19 protein-coding genes are annotated in these 18,958 nt (G+C 71.6%); 7 read left to right on the top strand and 12 right to left on the bottom strand.

What is annotated here, in order from left to right; genetic code table 11:
- Positions 1 to 80: 80 nt before the first annotated feature.
- Positions 81 to 1,322 (top strand): AI-2E family transporter, encoded by a 1,242-nt coding sequence (locus ACXJKB_RS07465; protein WP_457186929.1) that lies wholly within the window; start codon positions 81 to 83, stop codon positions 1,320 to 1,322.
- Here ACXJKB_RS07465 and ACXJKB_RS07470 read toward each other — a convergent pair.
- Positions 1,300 to 2,316: an EamA family transporter gene (locus ACXJKB_RS07470; RefSeq protein WP_457186931.1), complete on the bottom strand. Its 1,017-nt coding sequence runs from the start codon at positions 2,314 to 2,316 to the stop codon at positions 1,300 to 1,302. The two genes, ACXJKB_RS07465 and ACXJKB_RS07470, sit on opposite strands and share 23 nt — an antisense overlap.
- Before the next feature lie 38 nt (positions 2,317 to 2,354).
- Between ACXJKB_RS07470 and ACXJKB_RS07475 the strand changes: the two genes are divergently transcribed.
- Entirely contained in the window at positions 2,355 to 2,891 is a 537-nt protein-coding gene (locus ACXJKB_RS07475) for a CGNR zinc finger domain-containing protein (RefSeq protein ID WP_457186933.1), read from the top strand.
- Between the two features lie 12 nt (positions 2,892 to 2,903).
- Here ACXJKB_RS07475 and ACXJKB_RS07480 read toward each other — a convergent pair whose 3' ends face one another.
- The 3 genes from ACXJKB_RS07480 to ACXJKB_RS07490 all read right to left on the bottom strand — a co-directional run bounded on the left by ACXJKB_RS07480 (position 2,904) and on the right by ACXJKB_RS07490 (position 6,027).
- Positions 2,904 to 3,671 carry an alpha/beta fold hydrolase gene (locus ACXJKB_RS07480; protein WP_457186935.1) on the bottom strand — a complete coding sequence of 256 codons (768 nt, stop codon included), beginning with the start codon at positions 3,669 to 3,671 and terminating at the stop codon, positions 2,904 to 2,906.
- 23 nt (positions 3,672 to 3,694) lie between these two features.
- Positions 3,695 to 5,170 carry an MFS transporter gene (locus ACXJKB_RS07485; protein WP_457186937.1) on the bottom strand — a complete coding sequence of 492 codons (1,476 nt, stop codon included), beginning with the start codon at positions 5,168 to 5,170 and terminating at the stop codon, positions 3,695 to 3,697.
- Between the two features lie 86 nt (positions 5,171 to 5,256).
- On the bottom strand, positions 5,257 to 6,027 hold the full coding sequence (locus ACXJKB_RS07490; protein ID WP_457186939.1) for a hypothetical protein: 771 nt from the start codon (positions 6,025 to 6,027) through the stop codon (positions 5,257 to 5,259).
- Between the two features lie 236 nt (positions 6,028 to 6,263).
- Between ACXJKB_RS07490 and ACXJKB_RS07495 the strand changes: the two genes are divergently transcribed.
- Both ACXJKB_RS07495 and ACXJKB_RS07500 read left to right on the top strand, forming a co-directional pair.
- On the top strand, positions 6,264 to 8,687 hold the full coding sequence (locus tag ACXJKB_RS07495) for a LuxR C-terminal-related transcriptional regulator (RefSeq protein WP_457186941.1): 2,424 nt from the start codon (positions 6,264 to 6,266) through the stop codon (positions 8,685 to 8,687).
- Positions 8,688 to 8,775: 88 nt separating this feature from the next.
- Complete coding sequence (locus tag ACXJKB_RS07500; protein ID WP_457186943.1) at positions 8,776 to 9,237, top strand: VOC family protein; 462 nt, start codon at positions 8,776 to 8,778, stop codon at positions 9,235 to 9,237.
- On the opposite strand, the gene ACXJKB_RS07505 is transcribed toward ACXJKB_RS07500, so the two are convergent.
- Entirely contained in the window at positions 9,234 to 11,027 is a 1,794-nt protein-coding gene (locus ACXJKB_RS07505) for a 3-hydroxyacyl-CoA dehydrogenase family protein (protein WP_457186945.1), read from the bottom strand. The two genes, ACXJKB_RS07500 and ACXJKB_RS07505, sit on opposite strands and share 4 nt — an antisense overlap.
- Positions 11,028 to 11,073: 46 nt before the next feature.
- Positions 11,074 to 12,165, bottom strand: coding sequence for a GNAT family N-acetyltransferase (locus tag ACXJKB_RS07510; RefSeq protein ID WP_457186947.1), 1,092 nt, complete (start codon positions 12,163 to 12,165; stop codon positions 11,074 to 11,076).
- Here ACXJKB_RS07510 and nucS point away from each other — a divergent pair.
- Together nucS and ACXJKB_RS07520 are read left to right on the top strand one after the other, a co-directional pair.
- Positions 12,154 to 12,876 (top strand): endonuclease NucS, encoded by a 723-nt coding sequence (nucS, locus tag ACXJKB_RS07515; RefSeq protein ID WP_457186949.1) that lies wholly within the window; start codon positions 12,154 to 12,156, stop codon positions 12,874 to 12,876. The two genes, ACXJKB_RS07510 and nucS, sit on opposite strands and share 12 nt — an antisense overlap.
- Positions 12,877 to 12,914: 38 nt before the next feature.
- Positions 12,915 to 13,367 (top strand): DUF952 domain-containing protein, encoded by a 453-nt coding sequence (locus tag ACXJKB_RS07520; protein ID WP_457186951.1) that lies wholly within the window; start codon positions 12,915 to 12,917, stop codon positions 13,365 to 13,367.
- Between the two features lie 20 nt (positions 13,368 to 13,387).
- Here ACXJKB_RS07520 and ACXJKB_RS07525 read toward each other — a convergent pair whose 3' ends face one another.
- The 6 genes from ACXJKB_RS07525 to ACXJKB_RS07550 form a co-directional block, all read right to left on the bottom strand.
- Positions 13,388 to 13,999, bottom strand: coding sequence for a histidine phosphatase family protein (locus ACXJKB_RS07525; RefSeq protein WP_457186953.1), 612 nt, complete (start codon positions 13,997 to 13,999; stop codon positions 13,388 to 13,390).
- Complete coding sequence (locus tag ACXJKB_RS07530; protein WP_457186955.1) at positions 13,992 to 14,903, bottom strand: FAD-dependent oxidoreductase; 912 nt, start codon at positions 14,901 to 14,903, stop codon at positions 13,992 to 13,994. Before ACXJKB_RS07530 ends, ACXJKB_RS07525 begins: the two co-directional genes overlap by 8 nt.
- A gap of 12 nt (positions 14,904 to 14,915) precedes the next feature.
- Positions 14,916 to 15,446: a ferritin gene (locus ACXJKB_RS07535; protein WP_457186957.1), complete on the bottom strand. Its 531-nt coding sequence runs from the start codon at positions 15,444 to 15,446 to the stop codon at positions 14,916 to 14,918.
- A 37-nt stretch (positions 15,447 to 15,483) separates the two neighbouring features.
- A complete protein-coding gene (locus tag ACXJKB_RS07540; protein ID WP_300051436.1) occupies positions 15,484 to 15,723 on the bottom strand; it encodes a hypothetical protein in 240 nt (79 codons plus the stop codon).
- Between the two features lie 31 nt (positions 15,724 to 15,754).
- The gene (locus ACXJKB_RS07545) at positions 15,755 to 17,785 is read right to left on the bottom strand and encodes a protein meaA (RefSeq protein WP_457186959.1); all 2,031 of its coding nucleotides are present in this window, start codon (positions 17,783 to 17,785) and stop codon (positions 15,755 to 15,757) included.
- 88 nt (positions 17,786 to 17,873) lie between these two features.
- Positions 17,874 to 18,194, bottom strand: coding sequence for an STAS domain-containing protein (locus ACXJKB_RS07550; RefSeq protein ID WP_457186960.1), 321 nt, complete (start codon positions 18,192 to 18,194; stop codon positions 17,874 to 17,876).
- Between the two features lie 132 nt (positions 18,195 to 18,326).
- On the opposite strand from ACXJKB_RS07550, the gene ACXJKB_RS07555 reads away from it, so the two are divergent.
- Positions 18,327 to 18,899 carry a cob(I)yrinic acid a,c-diamide adenosyltransferase gene (locus ACXJKB_RS07555; protein ID WP_457186962.1) on the top strand — a complete coding sequence of 191 codons (573 nt, stop codon included), beginning with the start codon at positions 18,327 to 18,329 and terminating at the stop codon, positions 18,897 to 18,899.
- The last annotated feature ends 59 nt before the right edge of the window (positions 18,900 to 18,958 follow it).

An 18,958-nucleotide genomic window follows, 5' to 3' on the forward strand; every position in this document is an offset into this window, starting at 1 on the left:
GCACCGAGGAGCGACCCTCCGAGTCGAGCGCCGCCGTTGCGCTGCGCGACGCCGCTGACGACCCGGCCGAGCTCCCCGAAGTGCTCGGGGAGGTCGCCGACCAGGTGTCCGACGACGCCGACCGGGCCGAGGCCGCCGCCGAGTCGGCCCAGGAGTCGGCCCAGGAGTCGGCCCAGGCGTCGGCCCTCGGGGCCGCCGCCATCGCCGAGCACATCGACGACGCGACCGACCTCGTGCTCGACGAGGACGCCCCGGCTCCCTACGTCCCGGCCGAGCCCTCACCCACGCCGCTGCTGCTGCGCCACTCCCCGTTCAAGATCGGCTTCTTCGGCGCGCTCGGGGCCGTGGCCGCGATCTTCCTGACCGAGCAGCTGCTCAGCATCTCCTCGGTGCTGGTCCTGCTCGTCATGTCGATGTTCCTCGCGATCGGGCTCAACCCGGTCGTGGAGTTCTTCATGCGCCGCGGGATCCGGCGCGGCCTGTCGGTGCTGCTCGTGCTCGTCGCGGTCATGGCCGTGTTGGCGCTGTTCGTCGTCGCCGTGGCCCCCGTGATCAGCGACCAGATCGCGCTGATCACCCGCAACGCCCCTGACTGGCTCGACGAGCTGCAGGCCAACCGCCAGGTGCAGAAGCTCGACGACCAGTTCGACGTCATCGCCAAGGCCCAGGAGTACATCCAGAACGGCGACTTCGGGCAGAAGGTCTTCGGCGGAGCACTGGGCGTCGGCCTGCGGGTGCTCTCCGCGGTGACCAACAGCCTCATCGTCATCGTGCTGATGATCTACTTCCTCGCCTCGCTGCCGAGCATCAAGCACGCCGCCTACTCGTTGGCCCCCGCCTCGCGCCGTCCCCGCGTCAGCGAGCTCGGCGACCGGATCATCCGGTCGACGGGCGCCTACGTCGCCGGCGCGTTCGTCGTCGCGATCTGCGCCGGCATCAGCACGCTGATCTTCTCGTTCGTGGTCGGCCTCAGCGAGTACGCCTTCGCGCTGGCGTTCGTCGTCGGGCTCTTCTCGCTGATCCCGGTCGTCGGCGCCTTCGTGTCAGGGGCGCTCATGACGCTCCTCGCGCTGACCCTCTCCCCGACCGTCGCGCTGGTGACGCTCATCTACTACGTCGCCTACCAGCAGTTCGAGTCCTACGTGATCTACCCGCGCATCATGAGGAAGTCGGTCGACCTGCCGGGCTCCGTGACGGTCGTCGCCGCCCTCGTCGGCGGCTCGCTCATGGGCATCATCGGGGCCCTGCTCGCGGTCCCGGTCGCCGCGGCACTGCTCCTGCTGCACCGCGAGGTGTTCCTCAGGCGGCAGGACGCCCACTGAGGTCGGGCTCCGGGTCGCGCTCGGGGTCGTGCCCCGACTCCGGCAGGGGCTCGACCAGGAGCGGGGCCCGTGACTCGCCCAGCTTGACCACGACGACACCGGCCAGCACCAGCAGGCCGCCGGCCAGCTGCACGGGGCGGGGCAGCTCGCCGAGCAGCAGCCACGCCCAGATGACGGCGGCGAGGACCTCGCCGAGCGCGACGAAGGACGCCAACCGGCTGCCGAGCCGACGTCCGGCCGCGATCCCGGTCACGTAGGAGAAGGCCGCGGTCACGAGGCCGAGCGCGACCACCGGGATCCACCACGCGACGGCCCGCCCGTCGTAGACCGCGTCGGCGGTCGAGGCGTGGAACGGCAGCGCGCCGCTGAGGCCCGCGAGGAGCAGCACGGCACCGCCGACCACGAGGCCGCCGGCCGCGAGCGTGATGCCCGGGAGCCCGTTGTCCTCGTCGGCGGAGATGATGAAGTAGGTCGCGGCACCGACCATGGCGCCGAGGGCCCACAGCACGCCGACGACGCTGAGCTCCGCGCCCGAGACGACGTCGAGCACGAGCACCAGACCGCCGGCGGCGATGGCGGCGCCCAGCAGCGTGGTGCCCGAGGGACGGTGCCCGTGGCGGAGCCACAGCCACACGACGACGGCGACAGGGGCGGTGTACTCCAGCAGCAGCGCGACGCTGACCTGCATGTAGGTGACGGCGTAGAAGTAGCAGAGCTGGGCGCCAGCGACGGCCGCGATGCCGTAGACCGTGATCAGCCCGGCGTTGGTGCGCAGCAGGTGCCAGCGCCCGCGCACCGCGAGGATCCCCGGGACGACCAGCACGGCGGCCGCGATCGCGATCCGCAGCGCCACCGTCGCCCCGGCGCTCCAGCCGGTGTCGAGCAGGCCGCGGGCCAGCACGCCGGACAGCCCGAAGGACGCGGCCGACGCGACCGCCAGGGCCAGACCGGTCGTGGTCCGCGACCGCGCGGTGTCATGAGTCAAAGCCGTCACGGTCATGACGTTAGGCGCGCCTCCTGTAATGTGTCAACATGCTTTTCACGGATGACACGGACGCGTCGCTGCAGGCAGCCGTCGCGCTGGTCAACTCCACCGACGAGCCGGGGGCGCCCCTCGGATCGGTCGACGACCTGTCGTCGTTCCTCGCCTCGTGGCCCTACACGGGTCGGCACGACGCGACCGCCGGCGAGCTGGAGTCCGTACGCCGGTTGCGTCCCGCCCTGAGGTCCCTGCTGCTGGCCGATCGCGACGAGGCGGCGGGCATCGTCAACGACATGCTCGCCCGCGCCAAGGCACTCCCCCAGCTCCAGCGCCACGACCACTGGGACTGGCACCTCCACGCCGTCGACCCCGACCGCCCGCTCGACGAGCGGGTCGTGGTGGAGACGGCGATGGCGATGGTCGACGTGATCCGCGCCGACGAGATGTCGCGCCTCGACACGTGCGCGGCCGACGACTGCGACGACGTCGTGCTCGACCTGTCGCGCAACCGCTCCCGGCGCTACTGCTCCACCACGTGCGGCAACCGGGAGGCCGTTGCGGCCTACCGGGCGCGCCAGCGGACCTGAGGACCGCCCCCCTCAGGGCAGGAAGCGCCTCAGCACCTCGAGGAACACGTCCGGCTGCTCGGAGTGGACCCAGTGGCCCGCCCCCTTCACGAGCACTCGCCGGTTGCGCGGGAACCGGCGGTCCATCTCACCGGCGTGGTCGTCGGAGATGTAGTCGGAGCGGGCACCTCCGACCCACAGCACCGGGCCGTCGTACGAGGCGTCACCGAGCCGCTCACCGGGCCAGCCGACCAGCTCAGCCATGTGCGCGCCGAGCAGGTCGAGGTTCATCTGCCAGTGCCAGCCGTCGTCGGTGCGCCTGAGGTTCTGCAGCAGGAAGCTGCGCACCACGCGGTTGGGCACCGCCTCCTCCAGGGCCGACTCCGCCTGGCCGCGGCTCTCCAGGGCCTCGAGGTCCAGGGCCCGCATCGTCTCGATGTAGCCCACGAACTCCCGCCCGCTGTCGTACGCCACGGGGGCGATGTCGACCACGGCCAGCCGCTCGACCAGCTCCGGGTGCCGCAGGGCGAGGCACATCGCGATCTTGCCGCCCATGGAGTGCCCGACGAGGGCGACCGGCTCGTCGCCGATCTCGGCGGCGACCAGGTCGGCCAGCTCAAGGAAGTCGAAGGTCTCGGTCCAGGGCGAGCGGCCGTGGTTGGGCATGTCGAGCAGCAGCACCCGGTGGTCCGTGCTGAGGGCCTTGGCGGCCTGCGTCCAGTTCTTGCCCTGGCCGAAGAGTCCGTGGCAGAAGACGACGCGGGGACCGGAGTCGCCGAGCTCGGTGCGGTGCAGGCTCACCCGGCCATCCTCCCGCAGCCGGGTCAGGTCGCGGCCACCGACCCGTCGTGGGCCGGCTGGTCCTCCGCGGTGAGCGGCTGGGCGATGTCCTCGAGCGACTGGCCCTCCGCCTTGACGCCCAGGAAGATCTCGATGACGCCGCCGGCGATCATCAGCGCCGCCCCGATGAAGTAGCCGAGGGCGATCCCGGTGATGTCGCCGTCCTTGCTGGCCGAGTCGATGAGGCGCCCGAACAGCAGCGGTCCTGTGATGCCGCCGGCCGCGGTCCCGATGGCGTAGAAGAACGCGATGCACAGCGCGCGCGTCTCCATCGGGAAGATCTCCGAGGCGGTGAGGTACGCCGCGCTGGCCCCGGCGGAGGCGAAGAAGAAGACGACGGCGCCGAAGATCGTCAGCGTGACGGCCGTCAGCCCGCCGAGCATGGTCCCCGCGACCGCGAGGAGGACGCCGGACACGATGTAGGTGCCGGCGATCATGCGGACCCGGCCGATGGAGTCGAAGAGCGGACTCAGCAGCAGGGCGCCCAGGAAGTTGCTGGCCGCGAAGATCGCGAGGTACCACCCGGTCTGCTTGACGCCGAGGAACGTGCTGAGGGTGTCGCCGTAGGTGAAGAAGAAGGCGTTGTAGAGGAACGCCTGGCCGACGAACAGCGAGAAGCACAGGACCGTGCGCCGCGGGTACATCGTGATGACCGTCTTGGCGATGAGCGCCAGGCTGATCGTCCTGCGCTGGCGGATCGTGATCGTCTGGTCGACGCCGTGGAGCTCCTTGCCCGACTCGCGCGAGACCTCCCGCTCGATGTCGTCCACGATGCGCTCGGCCTCCTCCTCACGCTCGTGGATGAACAGCCAGCGCGGGCTCTCCGGCACGTGGCGGCGCACGACCAGGATGCCGACGGCCAGGATCGCGCCGAGCGCGAACGCGGCACGCCACCCCCAGCTCGGGTCGACGACGTTGGGGTCGAGCAGCGGGATGGTCAGCAGCGACCCCAGTGCGGCGCCGACCCAGAACGAGCCGTTGATGGCCACGTCGACCCGGCCGCGGTACTTCGCCGGGATCAGCTCGTCGATCGCGGAGTTGATGGCGGCGTACTCCCCGCCGATGCCGGCGCCGGTGAGGAACCGGCAGGCGAAGTACCACGCCGGGTTCATCGAGAACGCGGTCAGCACGGTGGCGACGGTGTAGACGCCGAGCGTGATGAGGAACAGCTTCTTGCGGCCGAACCGGTCGGTGAGCTGGCCGAAGAACAGGGCGCCGATGCACGCGCCGGCGACGTACATCGCACCGGCCATGCCGATGTCGGCGCTCGACAGCCCGAGCCCGGTGTCCTCCGGCTTGAGGGCCTCCGACATCGAGCCGACGATGGTCACCTCGAGGCCGTCGAGGATCCAGACGGCGCCGAGGCCGATGACGACCATCCAGTGCCAGCGCGCCCACGGGAGGCGGTCCATGCGAGCGGGGATGTCCGTGGTGATGGTGCCTGTCTCGACTCCGGCCATGTCTCGGCACGCTAGGACCGAGGTGCTCGGCTCAGCACACCCCTGGGAAGGGCCTTTTCGCGCGGCCCTCCCTGCGGGTGGACGGCTCAGAAGTCGAAGCCGTCGAACCCGTCGAACATGCCGCCGATGCCGTCGCCGATACCGCCGAACATGTCGCCGATGCCCTCACCGATCGCCCCGATGCCCTCACCGAGGCCGTCGAAGCCGCCACCGAAGAGCATCCCCATGAACATCCAGTCCATCGGCGAGAAAGCGCCGAAGTAGCCCTGCGCGTAGGGCTGGTAGGCCCGGCCGCCCTGCCAGTAGGGCACGCGGCGCGAGCCGACCATGACCTTGCGGATGTCGGGCTCGGCGCCGGCACGCACGCGCTCGACGTCGAGCGCGCACGCCGGGACCTCGCGCTGCGCGCCGCCCGGCGGGGTCCACGGGACGTCGGCGACGGACATGCCGTGGCGCGGGTCGAAGAAGCACGGGGGGCGGCGCTGCGGCAGCGGCTCCCCCGCCACCCGGGCGCGCACGCACGCCATCGCGTAGCGGCCGTCCTCGAGGATCTCGGTGACGTGCTTGACCTCCTCGGGCTTGGTGAGCGCCGCAGCGGCCACCTTGGCCGACTCGTAGGAGTCGAGGGCGCGCTGGTAGTCGGCGTTAGCGCCTGCGTCGAGCGGGTGGCCGGCCAGCTCGATGTCGAGATCCTGCAGCTCCACACCGAGGGCGGTCACGTCCTCCTCGGCGAGCTTCTTGACCGGGGCGACCTCGGACTCGGCGCGCACCAGCTCACGCCTCTTGCCCGTCTTGCCGGCCGTGATGGCGACCGCCACGAGCCCGCCGATGACGACCAGCAGGAGCACGAGTTCCATGGGCCCAGAGTACGCATCGGCGGAAAGGTCCGGCCGGCTCGGGACCTGCAAGAGCAGGCCGCCCATCGACCCCCGACGATGTGCGACCTGCTCCGACAAGCGGCCGGTGGGCAGCGGGGCCATCCCCTCGCGCGGCCTCGATGCCCTCGGCGTACGAGAAGACTCCCGCGAACCCAGCTGTCCCGGCATCCGTAGTCCTACGTAACTCAGGTGCGTAGGAGCGATAGGTTCGTGTCGTGCTGTCCCCCTGTCTCGGTCGTGAGGACGTGCAGCGAGCGCTGCACGAGGCGCTGGAGGAGTCGAGGTGGGTCACCGTCGTGGGCCCGCCCGGCAGCGGCAAGACGCTGCTCGTGCGCCACGTCGCCGCCGCCGCGACCACGGCCGCCTCGTGGGTCGACGCCCGCAGCCTGCGCACGATCGACGACGTGCTCGTCGCGGCCCTGGAGAGCCTCGAGTCGGAGACGGCGCCGGGCGACTCGCTGACGGGTGCCCTCGGCCGCGCGGTCGACGGGCGTGAGTGCCTGCTCGTCCTCGACGGCCTCGACCTCGACACGACGGAGGCCGGTCCGGTCCTCCAGTCGGTGCTCGAGGCGACCACCGACGCCCGCGTGGTGGTGACGGCGCTGACGACCGCCGGCCAGCCGGCCGAGTCCGTCGTCCGCGTCGGACCGCTGCCGGTGCCGGCCCAGCGCGCCCCTCTGGAGGGTCCCGCCGTCGAGCTGTTCCTCCGCCGCATCCGCGCGGCCGGTGGACAGCAGGTCGACCTGGCCGAGCAGGCGCACGAGGTACGCCGCCTGCTGCGCGCCACCGGTGGTCTGCCGCTGCTGATCGAGCAGGTCGCCGTGCAGTCGGCGCTCGTCGGGCTCAGCAACGCGATGTCCGCGGTCAGCCTCGACCAGGCGGTGGACTCGGCCCACGACCTCCTCGACGAGGCCAGCGCCGCCGCCCTGCGCCGCATCGGGCTGCTCGACTTCCACGTCGGCCTCGGGGTGCTGGCGCACGTGCTGGACGCGTCCGTCCCGGAGACCGCCGAGCTCGCCGGCAACCTGGTGCGCCGCAGCCTGCTCGAGGTCGACGCCCAGGGCCACTTCGACATGCTGTCGCCGATCCGCGGCCGAGCGCGCGCCCTGGCCCGCCCCGACGACGTGGCCGCGGTCCGTGCCGGGCTGCTCGCCTGGGCCGAGACGCACGCGCCGGCCCACGACAACTACGGCGCGGCCGACGCCGAGTGGCTCGGCGACCTGCCCGCCATGCGCCACGCGGTCCTGACGGCCTGCGCGGAGCCCGAGACGCGCGCGGACGGCTACTCGGTGGCCAACCGCATCTTCTCCTCCCTCTACACCTCCATGCGCGCGCGCGAGGCCGTCGAGATCCTCGAGGGCGCCCTCGCCAGCGGGGACGGACCGCCCGCCATGGGCGCCCAGATCGCACGACGGGCCGGCATCGCTGCCTCCGAGATGCGCGGGACCTACGAGGGGCTCTGGCTCCTCGCGCGCTCCGACGAGCACGCCTCCTCCGCGCCCATCCCCGAGGAGCAGCTCTCCAAGACCGCGTCCATCCGGGCCGAGATGCACCTCGACGCCGGCGACCTGACCAGCGCCGAGTCCGAGGCCCGGCGTGCGATCGAGCTCGACCCGGACGGCTCGATCACCCGCCAGGCCACCCGCACGCTGGCCGACCTCTACGCCTCGCAGGGTCGTTTCGCCGAGGCCACGGAGGCCGCCGCCGCCGCGATGCCCGCGCGCATCACCGGGGACGAGCGTTGGATCGACCTGTCGCTGCGCACCGTGCTGGCGCGGATCGCCCTCGAGCAGGGCCGCATCGCCGAGGCCGTCGCCGGCACCCGGGCCGTCGTCGTCGAGGCCCGTGAGCTCGCGGAGGACCGGGTCGGGCTGCTCGCCGAGACGCTCCTGCGCAACCTCGACCCGACCTGGGTGCCCACCGACGTCGTACGGGAGACGCTGCCGTGGGCCGTCCGCCTCCCCGTGCTCGCGCAGGACGGGCGCGACCTGCTGGCCAGGGGCGACGCGAAGCGCGCAGCAGGACTGGCCGCCGACGTGGTGGCCCTGGCCGACTCCGCGCGCCTGGGCCGCGACGGGGTCGATGCCCGCCTGCTCCTCGGCCGCGCGCTGGTGGACCTCGGCGACCTCGACCAGGCCACGACGACCTACCTCACCGCACTCGACCACTGCCGCACCATGCGCCTGCCGCTGCGCGCCGCCGACGTGCTCGACGGGCTCGCCGGGGTCGCGCGCGTCCGCGACCTCTCCGAGGCGCGGTCGCTGGCCGCGGCTGCCTTCGCACTCCGCACGCCGCGCAAGGCGGCGCGCTGGGGCTACTCCGCCGACTACGACGTCGTGCCGGCCGCGCGGGCACCCGAGGAGTGGCTCGACGGTGACGACCTGTCCGCCGAGTCGGTCGCGCTCGTCACGGCCGTCTTCAACCGGACCGCATCCGCACGACCGTCGGTGCTCGACGCGCTCACGGCCGCCGAGCGCCAGGTCGCCGAGCGGGTGGCGCACGGGCTGACCAGCCGCCAGATCGCCGAGGAGCTCTACGTCTCCCCGCGCACCGTCGACGCGCACCTCACCCACATCTACCGCAAGCTCGACATCAACACGCGCGCCCGCCTCGCGGCGCTCGTCGTCGACAACCGCTGACCGCTCACCGTCCGGAGCCGCTGCCGGACGGGGCGTGTCCGGCTCGCAGCGATGGCCGATGTCGGTGGCGCGCGGCAGGATGGCCGGCATGAGCCGGACCATCCAGGTGACCTTCGACGCCCACGACCCCGAGTCGCTCTCCCGCTTCTGGGCCGACGCGATGGGCTACGTCAACCCGCCGCCACCGGGGCGTGAGCTCGCGCCGGGCCAGGACCCCTTCGACGCGTGGCACGACTTCCTCCGCGAGGTCGGCGTGCCGGAGTCGCAGTGGAACTCTGCGTCCGCGGCTCAGGACCCCGACGGCGACGGGCCCCGGCTGTTCTTCCAGCAGGTGCCCGAGGGCAAGACGGCGAAGAACCGCGTCCACCTCGACCTCAGGGCCGCGCCCGGGCTCGACGGCGACGAGCGGATGGCGGCGCTGGAGGCCGAGAGCGACCGCCTCGTCGCCCTCGGTGCGACCCGGGTCGAGCGGCACGAGCCCGCCCCGCCGATGACCGCGGGCCACATCGTCATGACCGACCCGGAGGGCAACGAGTTCTGCTTGGACTAGCGCGCGCTGTAGTCGCGGAAGCCGCGACCGGTCTTGCGGCCGAGGTAGCCGGCCGTGACGAGGTGCTCGAGCAGCGGGGCCGGCGCGAAGCCCGGCTCGCGGAACTCGAGGTAGAGCTCGCGCTGGATCGCCAGCGAGACGTCGTTGCCCACCACGTCGAGCAGCTCGAAGGGCCCCATCGGGAGCGCACAACCCTGCTTCATCGCCGTGTCGATGTCGTCGGCGGTCGCGTAGTGCGCCTCGAGCATCCTCACCGCGTCGTTGAGGTAGGGGAAGAGCAGCGCGTTGACGATGAAGCCCGAACGGTCGCCGCACCGCACCGCCACCTTGCCGACCTCCTCGCACAGCGCGAGGACGGTCTCGGTGACCGCCTCGTCGGTGGCGACGGTGGACACGACCTCGACGAGCTTCATGACCGCGGCGGGGTTGAAGAAGTGCATGCCGATGACGTCCTGCGGACGCTTGGTCACCCTCGCCATCGAGATGATCGGCAGCGAGGACGTGGTCGTCGCCAGGATGGCGCCGGGCTTGCAGATCTCGTCGAGGTTCTCGAAGAGCGTCGTCTTGACGGCGAGGTCCTCGGCGATCGCCTCGACGACGAGGTCGACGTCCTTGAGGTCGTCGAGCGACGTGGTGCCGCGCACCCGGCCGAGCACCTCGGTCTTCTGCTCCTCGGTGGCGCGGCCGCGCTGGATCTGCTTGTCGAAGTTCTTCGTGATGGCGGCGACGACGCCGGCGACCTTGTCCTGGCCGCGACCGGTGAAGAGCACGTCGTAACCGGCCTTGGCGAAGACCTCGACGATGCCGCAGGCCATCGTGCCGGTGCCGACGACGCCGACGAGCCGGACGTCGTGGCGCAGCTGCGGCTTGTCGTCGGCGCTCGGGGTGTGCGCGTCGTCGACCACCACCGGGCTGTCCGGCGCCTCGTAGGTGTAGAAGCCACGTCCCGACTTGCGGCCGAGCAGGCCCGCGGTGACGTACTGCTTGAGGATCGGCGCCGGCGCGTGCAGCCGGTCGCGGCCCTGCTTGTACATCGTGTCGAGGATCTCGTAGGCCGTGTCGAGGCCGATCAGGTCGAGCAGCGCCAGCGGTCCCATCGGGTAGCCGCAGCCGAAGCGCATGGCGGCGTCGATGTCCTCGCGCGAGGCGTACTTGCCCTCGTACATCGCGACCGCGTGGTTGAGGTAGCCGAAGAGGAGGGTGTTGGCGATGAAGCCGGCCTTGTCGCCGCAGACGACCGGGTTCTTGCCCAGGTCGCGCAGCAGCGTCACCACGTCGGTGAGGACGTCGGGCTCGGTGACGACCGTGCGGATGACCTCGACGAGGTTCTGCACGGGCGCCGGGTTGAAGAAGTGGACGCCCACCACCCGGCCGGGGCTCGAGTTGGCGGTGGAGATCTCGGTGACGCTGAGCGAGGACGTGTTGGTCGCCAGGACGGCGTCCGGGCGGACGATGCCGTCCAGCATCCGGAAGATCGACTTCTTGACCTCGAGCGACTCGACGACGGCCTCGACCACGAGGTCGGCGTCGGCGAGGTCCTGCATCTCGGTCGTCAGCGTGATGCGGCCGAGCAGCTCGTCGGCCGCCTCCTGCGTCATCTTCTCGCGCTTGACCGCCCGTCCCGTGGAGTGCTCGAGGTGCTCGCGCCCGCGCTGGACGGCCGCGTCGCTGACCTCGACCCCGATGACCGAGTAGCCGTTGCGCGCGAACACCTCGGCGATGCCGGCGCCCATGGTGCCGAGGCCGATGACGCCGACGGTGGTGAACGTAGCTGTAGCCGTGTCAGTCATGGACGCATGCTCCCACGCCGTTCAGCCGAGCCGAGTGTGGCAACCGTCACTCCTCCGGTCGGTCCGGGCGTACGACGCGCACCTCGTCGCCCGGTCGGACCGGGCCCGGACGCACCACCTTGGCGCACAGCCCGCGCAGCCGGCGCGGCTTGCCCTCGGGCCCGTTGACGAAGGCCAGCGCGTCCTTGCCGAAGCGGGCGATGAACTTGCCGCACCCGGTGTGCGGCTGGTCGGTGACCACGATGACCGCGCCGTCGGGCCCGCCGATGTGGAGCTCGCTCCAGGCGGGCAGGTTGTCGTGGGACAGGTCGAGGTCGACGAACATCTGGTCGCCGGCGAGCGGCTCGCGCTCGGGGTCCTGGGCGAGGAGCTCGACGAGGCGGTGGTTCATCAGGTTGAGCTGCATGTCGGGGTGGGGCGAGCCGTCCGGCATGCGACGACTCCCCCGCTCGATCCACGTGTCGCCGACGAGGCCCTCGGTGACGTCGAGGTGGCCGACGTCCAGCACCTCGCGCTGTCCTGGACCCGGCCGGCGTACGACGGAGCGGAGCGTCCCGACGTCGCGCGGGCTCGCGTCGATCATCGGCAGGAAGTCGGCGATCTCCTCGGTGGTCCGGTGGGCACGGAGGACCCGCCGCATCCAGATCCTCCGGCCATGGCGCTCCAGCCCGAGCCGCTCCTCGTTGCTCGAGATCGCGAGCTGGGTCGCCGTCCGCGGCTCGTCGTCGCCGACCTCGACGAAGCCGTGACGGGCGTAGAACGGTGCGTTCCACGCGATGTCGGCGTACGTCGTCAACGTCAGCGACCCGTGCCCCTTGACTGTCGCGCGCTCGGCCGCCGCCTCCAGCAGCGCGGCGCCCACCCCGCGGCGGGCGTGCTCGGGGTGCACCGAGATCTGGTCGAGGTGCGCGTGCGACTCCAGGTCGCGCACGTGGGTGAAGCCGATGGCCGGGTCCCCCGCCACCAGGATGAAGCCCGGCTCGGCCGCCCGGTCGTGCCCGCTGACGGCCGGAGAGGCCAGCGCGTCGCCGGTGAGGTCCCCGAGCACCTCCTCGAACATCGCGAGCCCGGAGTCCTCCAGAGCCGCGAGCTGCGCGAGGTCGCGTTGCCGCGCGGGGCGCACTGCGTGGTCGGTCACGGGGTCACTGTAGATTCGCCCGTCGTGAGGATCGTCGTCGCACGCTGCCAGGTGGACTACGCCGGACGTCTCTCGGCCCACCTCCCGCTCGCCACCCGCGTCCTGATGCTCAAGTCGGACGGGTCGGTGCTGATCCACTCCGACGGCGGCTCCTACAAGCCGCTCAACTGGATGTCGCCCCCGTGCACCGTCCGCGAGGGCGTCTCCGAGGACGGCCAGGCCGAGTGGCTGGTGACCGCGACCAAGTCCGACGACACCCTGCGGATCCTGATCGACGAGGTGCTGCACGACTCCTCGCACGAACTCGGCGTCGACCCGGGCCTGCAGAAGGACGGCGTCGAGAAGCACCTCCAGGAGCTGCTCGCCGAGCACCCCGCCACCCTCGCCGACGGCCTCACCCTGGTCCGCCGTGAGTTCATGACGGCCATCGGCCCGGTCGACCTCATGTGCCGCGACGCCGACGGCCTGTCCGTCGCGGTCGAGATCAAGCGGCGTGGCGAGATCGACGGCGTCGAGCAGCTCACCCGCTACCTCGAGCTCCTCAACCGCGACCCGATGCTCACCAGCAAGGGACCCGTGCGCGGCATCTACGCCGCCCAGGAGATCAAGCCCCAGGCCCGCGTGCTCGCCACCGACCGCGGCATCGCCTGCGCCCTCGTCGACTACGACGCGCTCCGCGGCATGGACGACGCCGAGCACCGGCTCTTCTAGCCCGCGCGCCGGGCCGGTCACGTCGCTACCCTCGCATGGTGACACCGAGTCCGCCTGAGCGCATCTTCCACATCGCCACCGCCGCGGACTGGCGGCGGACGCTGGAGAGCGGGACCTACACCACCTCGACCATCGGGCGCAGCCTCGAGGAGGAGGGGTTCATCCACGCCAGTCGGCGTGACCAGGTGCAGGGCGTGTTCGACCGCTACTACCGCGGCGCCGGCGAGCACCTCGTGCTGCTCACCATCGACCCGTCGCGGCTGACGCACGCGGAGGTGCGGGTGGAGCCCGTCGGCGACGACACCTATCCCCACGTGTACGGGCCGATCGACCGCGGAGCGGTCGTCGAGGTGACGCCGCTCGACCGTCGTGGCCGCAGCGAGACGCTCATGTCGCTGTGGACGAAGGGGATGGCCGTACGCATGGGGCTGGCGCTGGTGGCGATGGTCGCCCTGGCCGTCCTGCTGTGGGCCGTCGGCGTGACGCGCTGAGCGCCACCACGATCATCGCCTCAGTCGAGCGGCCGGCCAGCCCAGGAGCGGGCCACCCAGCCGTCGGCGTCGGCCTCGAGCGCGACCACGCCGCAGTTGGGCAGCGGGATGTCGCGCGTGTGGTCGGGCGCGAGGTTGCCGGCCAGCAGCGGAAGCACCATGGACATCACGCCGCCGTGGCTGACCACCAGCACCGACTCGCCCCGGTGCGCGTCGGCGACCTCCTCGAGGACGGCCTCGTAGCGGGCCACCACCTCGAGCCCGCTCTCGCCCCCGGGGATGCGGGCGGACAGGTCGCCGCCGAGCCAGGCGGCGAACGTCGATGCGAAGGGGTCGGGATCACCCGTCGTCCCGGCGGCGTCGCCGACGCCGAACTCGCGCAGGCCGGTGCGGACGGTGACGTCGACGCCGGTCCTGGCGGCGACGATCTCCCCGGTCTGCACGGCACGCGAGAGGTCGCTGGTCCACACCCGCGAGATCCGCTCACCCTCGACCTGGCCGGCCAGCTCGCGCGACTGCTGACGGCCGAGCGGGCTCAACCAGCCGCCCGCGTCGCTGAGGAGCTCGCTCTCGTAGTCGGCCGCACCGTGACGCGCCACGAAGATCCGCGCGGCGCACTGGAGGTCACCCATCGATCAGGCCCACCACGTCGTCGGCACAGCCCCAGCTCACGGTCACACCGCAGCCGCCGTGGCCGTAGCAGTGGACGACGTCGCCGACCCGCTCGAGGCGCACCGAGGGACGGCTGGGCCGCAGCCCGACCTTGTGACGCAGCACGCGGGCGCCGGCCAGGCGCGGCTCGATCCGCGCTGCCCGCTCGAGGATCGAGGCGGCCACCGCCGGCTCCGGGGTCCGACTCCACTCCCCCTCGATCGCCGTCCCGCCCAGCACGACGTCGTGGGCACGTGGCACCACGTACGACGGGGTCTCGGCGTCGATCCACCAGTGGTCGATCCCCACCTGCTCCACGAGCACGACCTGGCCACGCACGGGCGACACCGTGCGATCGCCGCCCAGCAGGCGCGCTCCGATGCCGCTGGCGTTGACGACCAGGGCGTCGCCGGTGGGCAGCGCGGACAGGTTCATCCGGGTGACGGTGCCGCCGAGCTCATCGACCCGGGCGGCGAGCCAGCGGAGGTAGACCGGCATCTCGACCACCGGTGTACGCATCGTCAAGCCGGACGCATACCCCTCGGGCAGGCTGGTCTCGCGGTCGGGCCCGGCGCCGGGCGGCAGGGCGTCGCGCCACCACACGTCGCCGGACGGCTCGCGGAAGAGCTCGGTGCCGGTGCGCATGACCACGCCGGCCGACTCGTCGTCGCACAGCTCCGCAAAGGCGTCGTACGCCGCCCGCGCCCACCTGGCGACGTGCTCCTGCGGTCTGGAGTAGGGCGACCAGACAGCCGCCGCGACCGACGACGTCGTCTCCAGCGGCAGGTCGCGCCCGACCACGTCGACGCGGTGTCCCGCCTCGAGCAGCCGCACGGCGCAGGACAGCCCGATCACGCCGGCCCCCACCACGATCACGCGTCGCATGGCGGCAGTCTGTCAGCCCCCGGCGCCGGCCTGGCGCGGCGCGGTCGGGTCCTCGCCCTCGCCGCCGTGCTCACGGGCGACGTACTCCTCGATGTCCTCGATGTCGTCGCGGTTGCGGGTCGCGACCGCCAGCAGGTCGCTCATGGTCGCGACCTCCTCGACCTGCTCCTTGATGAACCACTGCATGAACTGCTCGGAGGCGAAGTCACTCTCCTCGCGCGCGATGCGCAGCAGGCCGTTGACCTGGTCGGTAACCGCGCGCTCCTGGGCGAGGGCCAGCTCGACCGGGGCGACGAGGTCGGCGAAGGTCGAGGTCGGCGCGTCGACGGCCGGGATGACGACCTCGGAGTCGGTGTCGACGAGGTACTGGACCATCATCATGGCGTGCCCGCGCTCCTCGAGCGCCTGCTCGTAGAAGAACGCCGCCATGCGGGGCATGGTCAGCGCGTCGTAGTAGATGGCGCAGGCGAGGTACTGGTTGTGGGCGGCGAGCTCGTTGCCGATCTGGGCGTTGAGCTGCGCGACGAAGCGGGTGGCGGGCACAGGGGCTCCTCTGTCGGGGGGACGGGTCGGGCTCGGGTCAGGCTGCCTTGGCAAGCTTCTTCTTGGTGACCTTCTTGCCGTCGAGCCGCACCAGCTTGCGCTTGTGGACGGTGTAGCCGACGGGCAGGGTGCCCTCCTTGAGCATGCGCAGGGGGCACCGCTGGCAGCGCTTCTTCGACACGCAGCACTCGGTCTTGGGGAGCTTGCGCATCGTCAGCTGGACCGAGGTGTCGACCTTGGCCCGTGCCTTCTTGTCCTTCTTGTCCTGCTTGCCCACGCGGGGAGGGTAGCAGAGGGTAAGGGCAGCCTTACCTATCGTCGTCCAACCCGTGGGCCGCGCGGATCACGTCCACGAAGCCACCCATGATCCCGGTCAACCCGAAGTCCTTGGGGGTGTAGACCGCGGCCACCCCGCGCTCGATCAGTGCCCGGGCGTCGGAGGCCGGGATGATGCCGCCCACGATCACCGGGAGGTCGCCGAGCCCCGCGGCCGCGAGCCCGTCGAGCACGTCGGGCACCAGCTCCATGTGCGAGCCGGAGAGGATCGAGAGCCCGACGAGGTGCACGTCCTCGGCCACGGCCGCCGCGACGATCTGGTCGGGCGTGAGCCGGATGCCCTGGTAGATCACCTCGAAGCCCGCGTCGCGCGCACGTACGGCGACCTGCTCGGCGCCGTTGGAGTGACCGTCGAGCCCCGGCTTGCCGACCAGCACCCGCAGCCGGCCGCCCAGCTCCTCGGCGGTCGCCCGCACCCGGTCACGTACGGCGGTGAGGTCGGCCCCGGCCTCTGCGACACCCACGGCACCGCTGACGCCGGTGGGAGCCCGGAACTCGCCGAACACCTCGCGCAGCGTGCCGGCCCACTCCCCCGTCGTCGCGCCCGCCCGGGCCGCGACGAGGGTCGGCTTCATCAGGTTGGCGTCGGTCTTGGCGGCCTCGGCCAGCGCCGACAGCGCCGCGGCGACCTCGGCCTCGTCGCGCTGGGCCTTCCAGGCCGCGACGGAGTCGAGGGCTGCCTGCTCGGCGGCCGGATCGGAGGCCATGATGGCGCCGTCGAGGTCGGCGGTCAGCGGCGAGGGCTCGGTGGTCTCGAACCTGTTGACGCCGACGATGACCTCGTCGCCGGACTCGATGCGGGCCCGGCGGGCGGCGTGCGCGGACACGAGGTTCTGCTTCATGTAGCCCGACTCCACCGCGGCGATCGCCCCGCCCATCGCCTGCACGCGGTCGATCTCGGCCTTGGCGCCCTCGACCAGCTCGGCGACCTTGGCCTCGATCACGTGGCTGCCGGCGAAGATGTCGTCGTACTCGAGCAGGTCGGACTCGAAGGCGAGCACCTGCTGGAAGCGCAGCGACCACTGCTGGTCCCACGGCCTCGGCAGGCCGAGCGCCTCGTTCCAGGCGGGCAGCTGCACCGCCCGGGCGCGGGCGTCCTTGGACAGCGTCACGCCGAGCATCTCCAGCACGATCCGCTGGACGTTGTTCTCCGGCTGGGCCTCGGTCAGGCCGAGGGAGTTGACCTGCACGCCATAGCGGAAGCGGCGCATCTTGGGGTCGGTCACGCCGTAGCGCTCCCTGGTGATCTCGTCCCACAGCTGTACGAAGGCCCGCATCTTGCAGGTCTCCTCGACGAACCGGACGCCGGCGTTGACGAAGAACGAGATCCGGCCGACGACCTTCTCGAAGTCGTCGTCGGAGACCTGGCCGGCCCCCTTCACCTGGTCGAGCACGGCGATCGCGGTGCACATGGCGTACGCGAGCTCCTGCACGGGCGTCGCGCCGGCCTCCTGCAGGTGGTAGCTGCAGATGTTGATGGGGTTCCACGTCGGGATCTCGTGGACCGTGTAGGCGATCATGTCGCCGATCAGGCGCAGGGAGGCCTCGGGCCCGAAGACGTACGTCCCCCGGGAGAGGTACTCCTTGATGATGTCGTTCTGGGTCGTGCCGGCGAGCTGGTGGGCCACCTCGTCGGGCGAGAGGTCGGGGTTCTGCTCCTCCGCCACGACCTGGTACATCGCGAGCAGCCACATGGCCGTCGCGTTGATGGTCATCGAGGTGTTCATCCCGGTCAGCGGGATGTCGTGGAAGAGCTTGCGCATCTCACCGAGGTGCGGGACCGGTACGCCGACCTTGCCGACCTCGCCGCGGCTCAGCGGGCTGTCCGGGTCGTAGCCGGTCTGCGTCGGCAGGTCGAAGGCGACGCTGAGGCCGGTCTGGCCCTTGGCGAGGTTGGTGCGGTAGAGCGCGTTGGACGCCTCGGCCGTGGAGTGGCCGGCGTAGGTGCGCATCACCCAGGGCCGGTCCTTGACGGGGCGGTCCGGCTCACCAGTCTCGGTCATGCTCGACAGGGTAGGACGACGGTTACCCGCCAGTCACCGGGTCGGACGTGTGACGGATGCCTCAGCCCGTGGTGCCCCGCAGCGACGCTCAGGCGGTCGCGGCGACCCGCTCGACCTCGATGGCGTGGGCGAGCCGGGTCAGGTGCGCCATCCGGCGCACGGCCGGGCCGGGGTTGCGGACGGTCAGGTGGCGGCCGGCGAGCCAGGCGTGGCGGGTGGCGACCGCGAGCAGGCGCAGGGCGGTCGCGTCGATCGCGGAGACGTCGGTCATGTCGACGACGACGTCGTCGTCGTGGACGTCGATGCACTCGTAGATGGCGTTGCGGACCTCCCACGTGCTGCGCACGTCGAAGTCCCCGTGCAGCGCGATCACGTGCCCGGTCGCGACGATGTCCGAGACGATGTCCATCCGGTGTGCTCCTCACCGGCGTCCCCCGACGCCCGACTGTGACTGCTGTCACTGTTCCTGACGCAGTTGTACCCCGTTCGGTTGCTTCGATGCCTCACCTTTTCGGCGAGTCCACGCGACTAGGCTCGCTGCATGGTCAACCTGACGCGTATCTACACCCGCACCGGCGATGCCGGCCGCACCCGGCTCGGCGACATGAGCGAGACAACGAAGACCGACCTGCGTCTGGAGGCCTACGCCTGCGTCGACGAGGGCAACGCCCACATCGGTGTCGCCCTCGCCCAGGGCGGTCTCGAGGACGACGTCGTCGCGGTCCTCACCCGCGTGCAGAACGACCTCTTCGACGTCGGCGCCGACTTCTGCACCCCTGTCGTCGCGGACCCGGAGTACCCGCCGCTGCGGATCGAGCAGGACTACGTCGACCGGCTCGAGGCGTGGTGCGACCACTACAACGAGGCCCTGCCGGCCCTGCGGTCGTTCATCCTCAACGGCGGGACGACCGCGGCCGCCCACCTCCACGTCGCGCGCACCGTCGTACGCCGTGCCGAGCGGGCCGGGTGGGCTGCGTGGGCCGAGCACGAGGACACGATGAACGTCCTCGCGATCACCTACCTCAACCGCCTCTCGGACCTGCTCTTCATCCTCGCCCGCCACGCCAACCGCGAGAACGGCGACGTCCTGTGGGTGCCCGGCGGCGAACGCTGACCTTTCCGTCGCATCGCCTGCGCGGTCAGCCCGTTGCGGCGACAATGACTCCGGACCTT

The sequence above is a fragment of the Nocardioides sp. P5_E3 genome, assembly GCF_054049275.1.

Bases quoted from the DNA above. Each gene is read 5' to 3' on its own strand.
- ACXJKB_RS07475 (WP_457186933.1), top strand. From the start codon at position 2,355: ATGCTTTTCACGGATGACACGGACGCGTCGCTGCAGGCAGCCGTCGCG.
- ACXJKB_RS07485 (WP_457186937.1), bottom strand. From the start codon at position 5,170: ATGGCCGGAGTCGAGACAGGCACCATCACCACGGACATCCCCGCTCGC.
- ACXJKB_RS07490 (WP_457186939.1), bottom strand. From the start codon at position 6,027: ATGGAACTCGTGCTCCTGCTGGTCGTCATCGGCGGGCTCGTGGCGGTC.
- ACXJKB_RS07500 (WP_457186943.1), top strand. From the start codon at position 8,776: ATGAGCCGGACCATCCAGGTGACCTTCGACGCCCACGACCCCGAGTCG.
- ACXJKB_RS07505 (WP_457186945.1), bottom strand. From the start codon at position 11,027: ATGACTGACACGGCTACAGCTACGTTCACCACCGTCGGCGTCATCGGC.
- ACXJKB_RS07525 (WP_457186953.1), bottom strand. From the start codon at position 13,999: ATGGGTGACCTCCAGTGCGCCGCGCGGATCTTCGTGGCGCGTCACGGT.
- ACXJKB_RS07530 (WP_457186955.1), bottom strand. From the start codon at position 14,903: ATGCGACGCGTGATCGTGGTGGGGGCCGGCGTGATCGGGCTGTCCTGC.
- ACXJKB_RS07545 (WP_457186959.1), bottom strand. From the start codon at position 17,785: ATGACCGAGACTGGTGAGCCGGACCGCCCCGTCAAGGACCGGCCCTGG.
- ACXJKB_RS07550 (WP_457186960.1), bottom strand. From the start codon at position 18,194: ATGGACATCGTCTCGGACATCGTCGCGACCGGGCACGTGATCGCGCTG.
- ACXJKB_RS07555 (WP_457186962.1), top strand. From the start codon at position 18,327: ATGGTCAACCTGACGCGTATCTACACCCGCACCGGCGATGCCGGCCGC.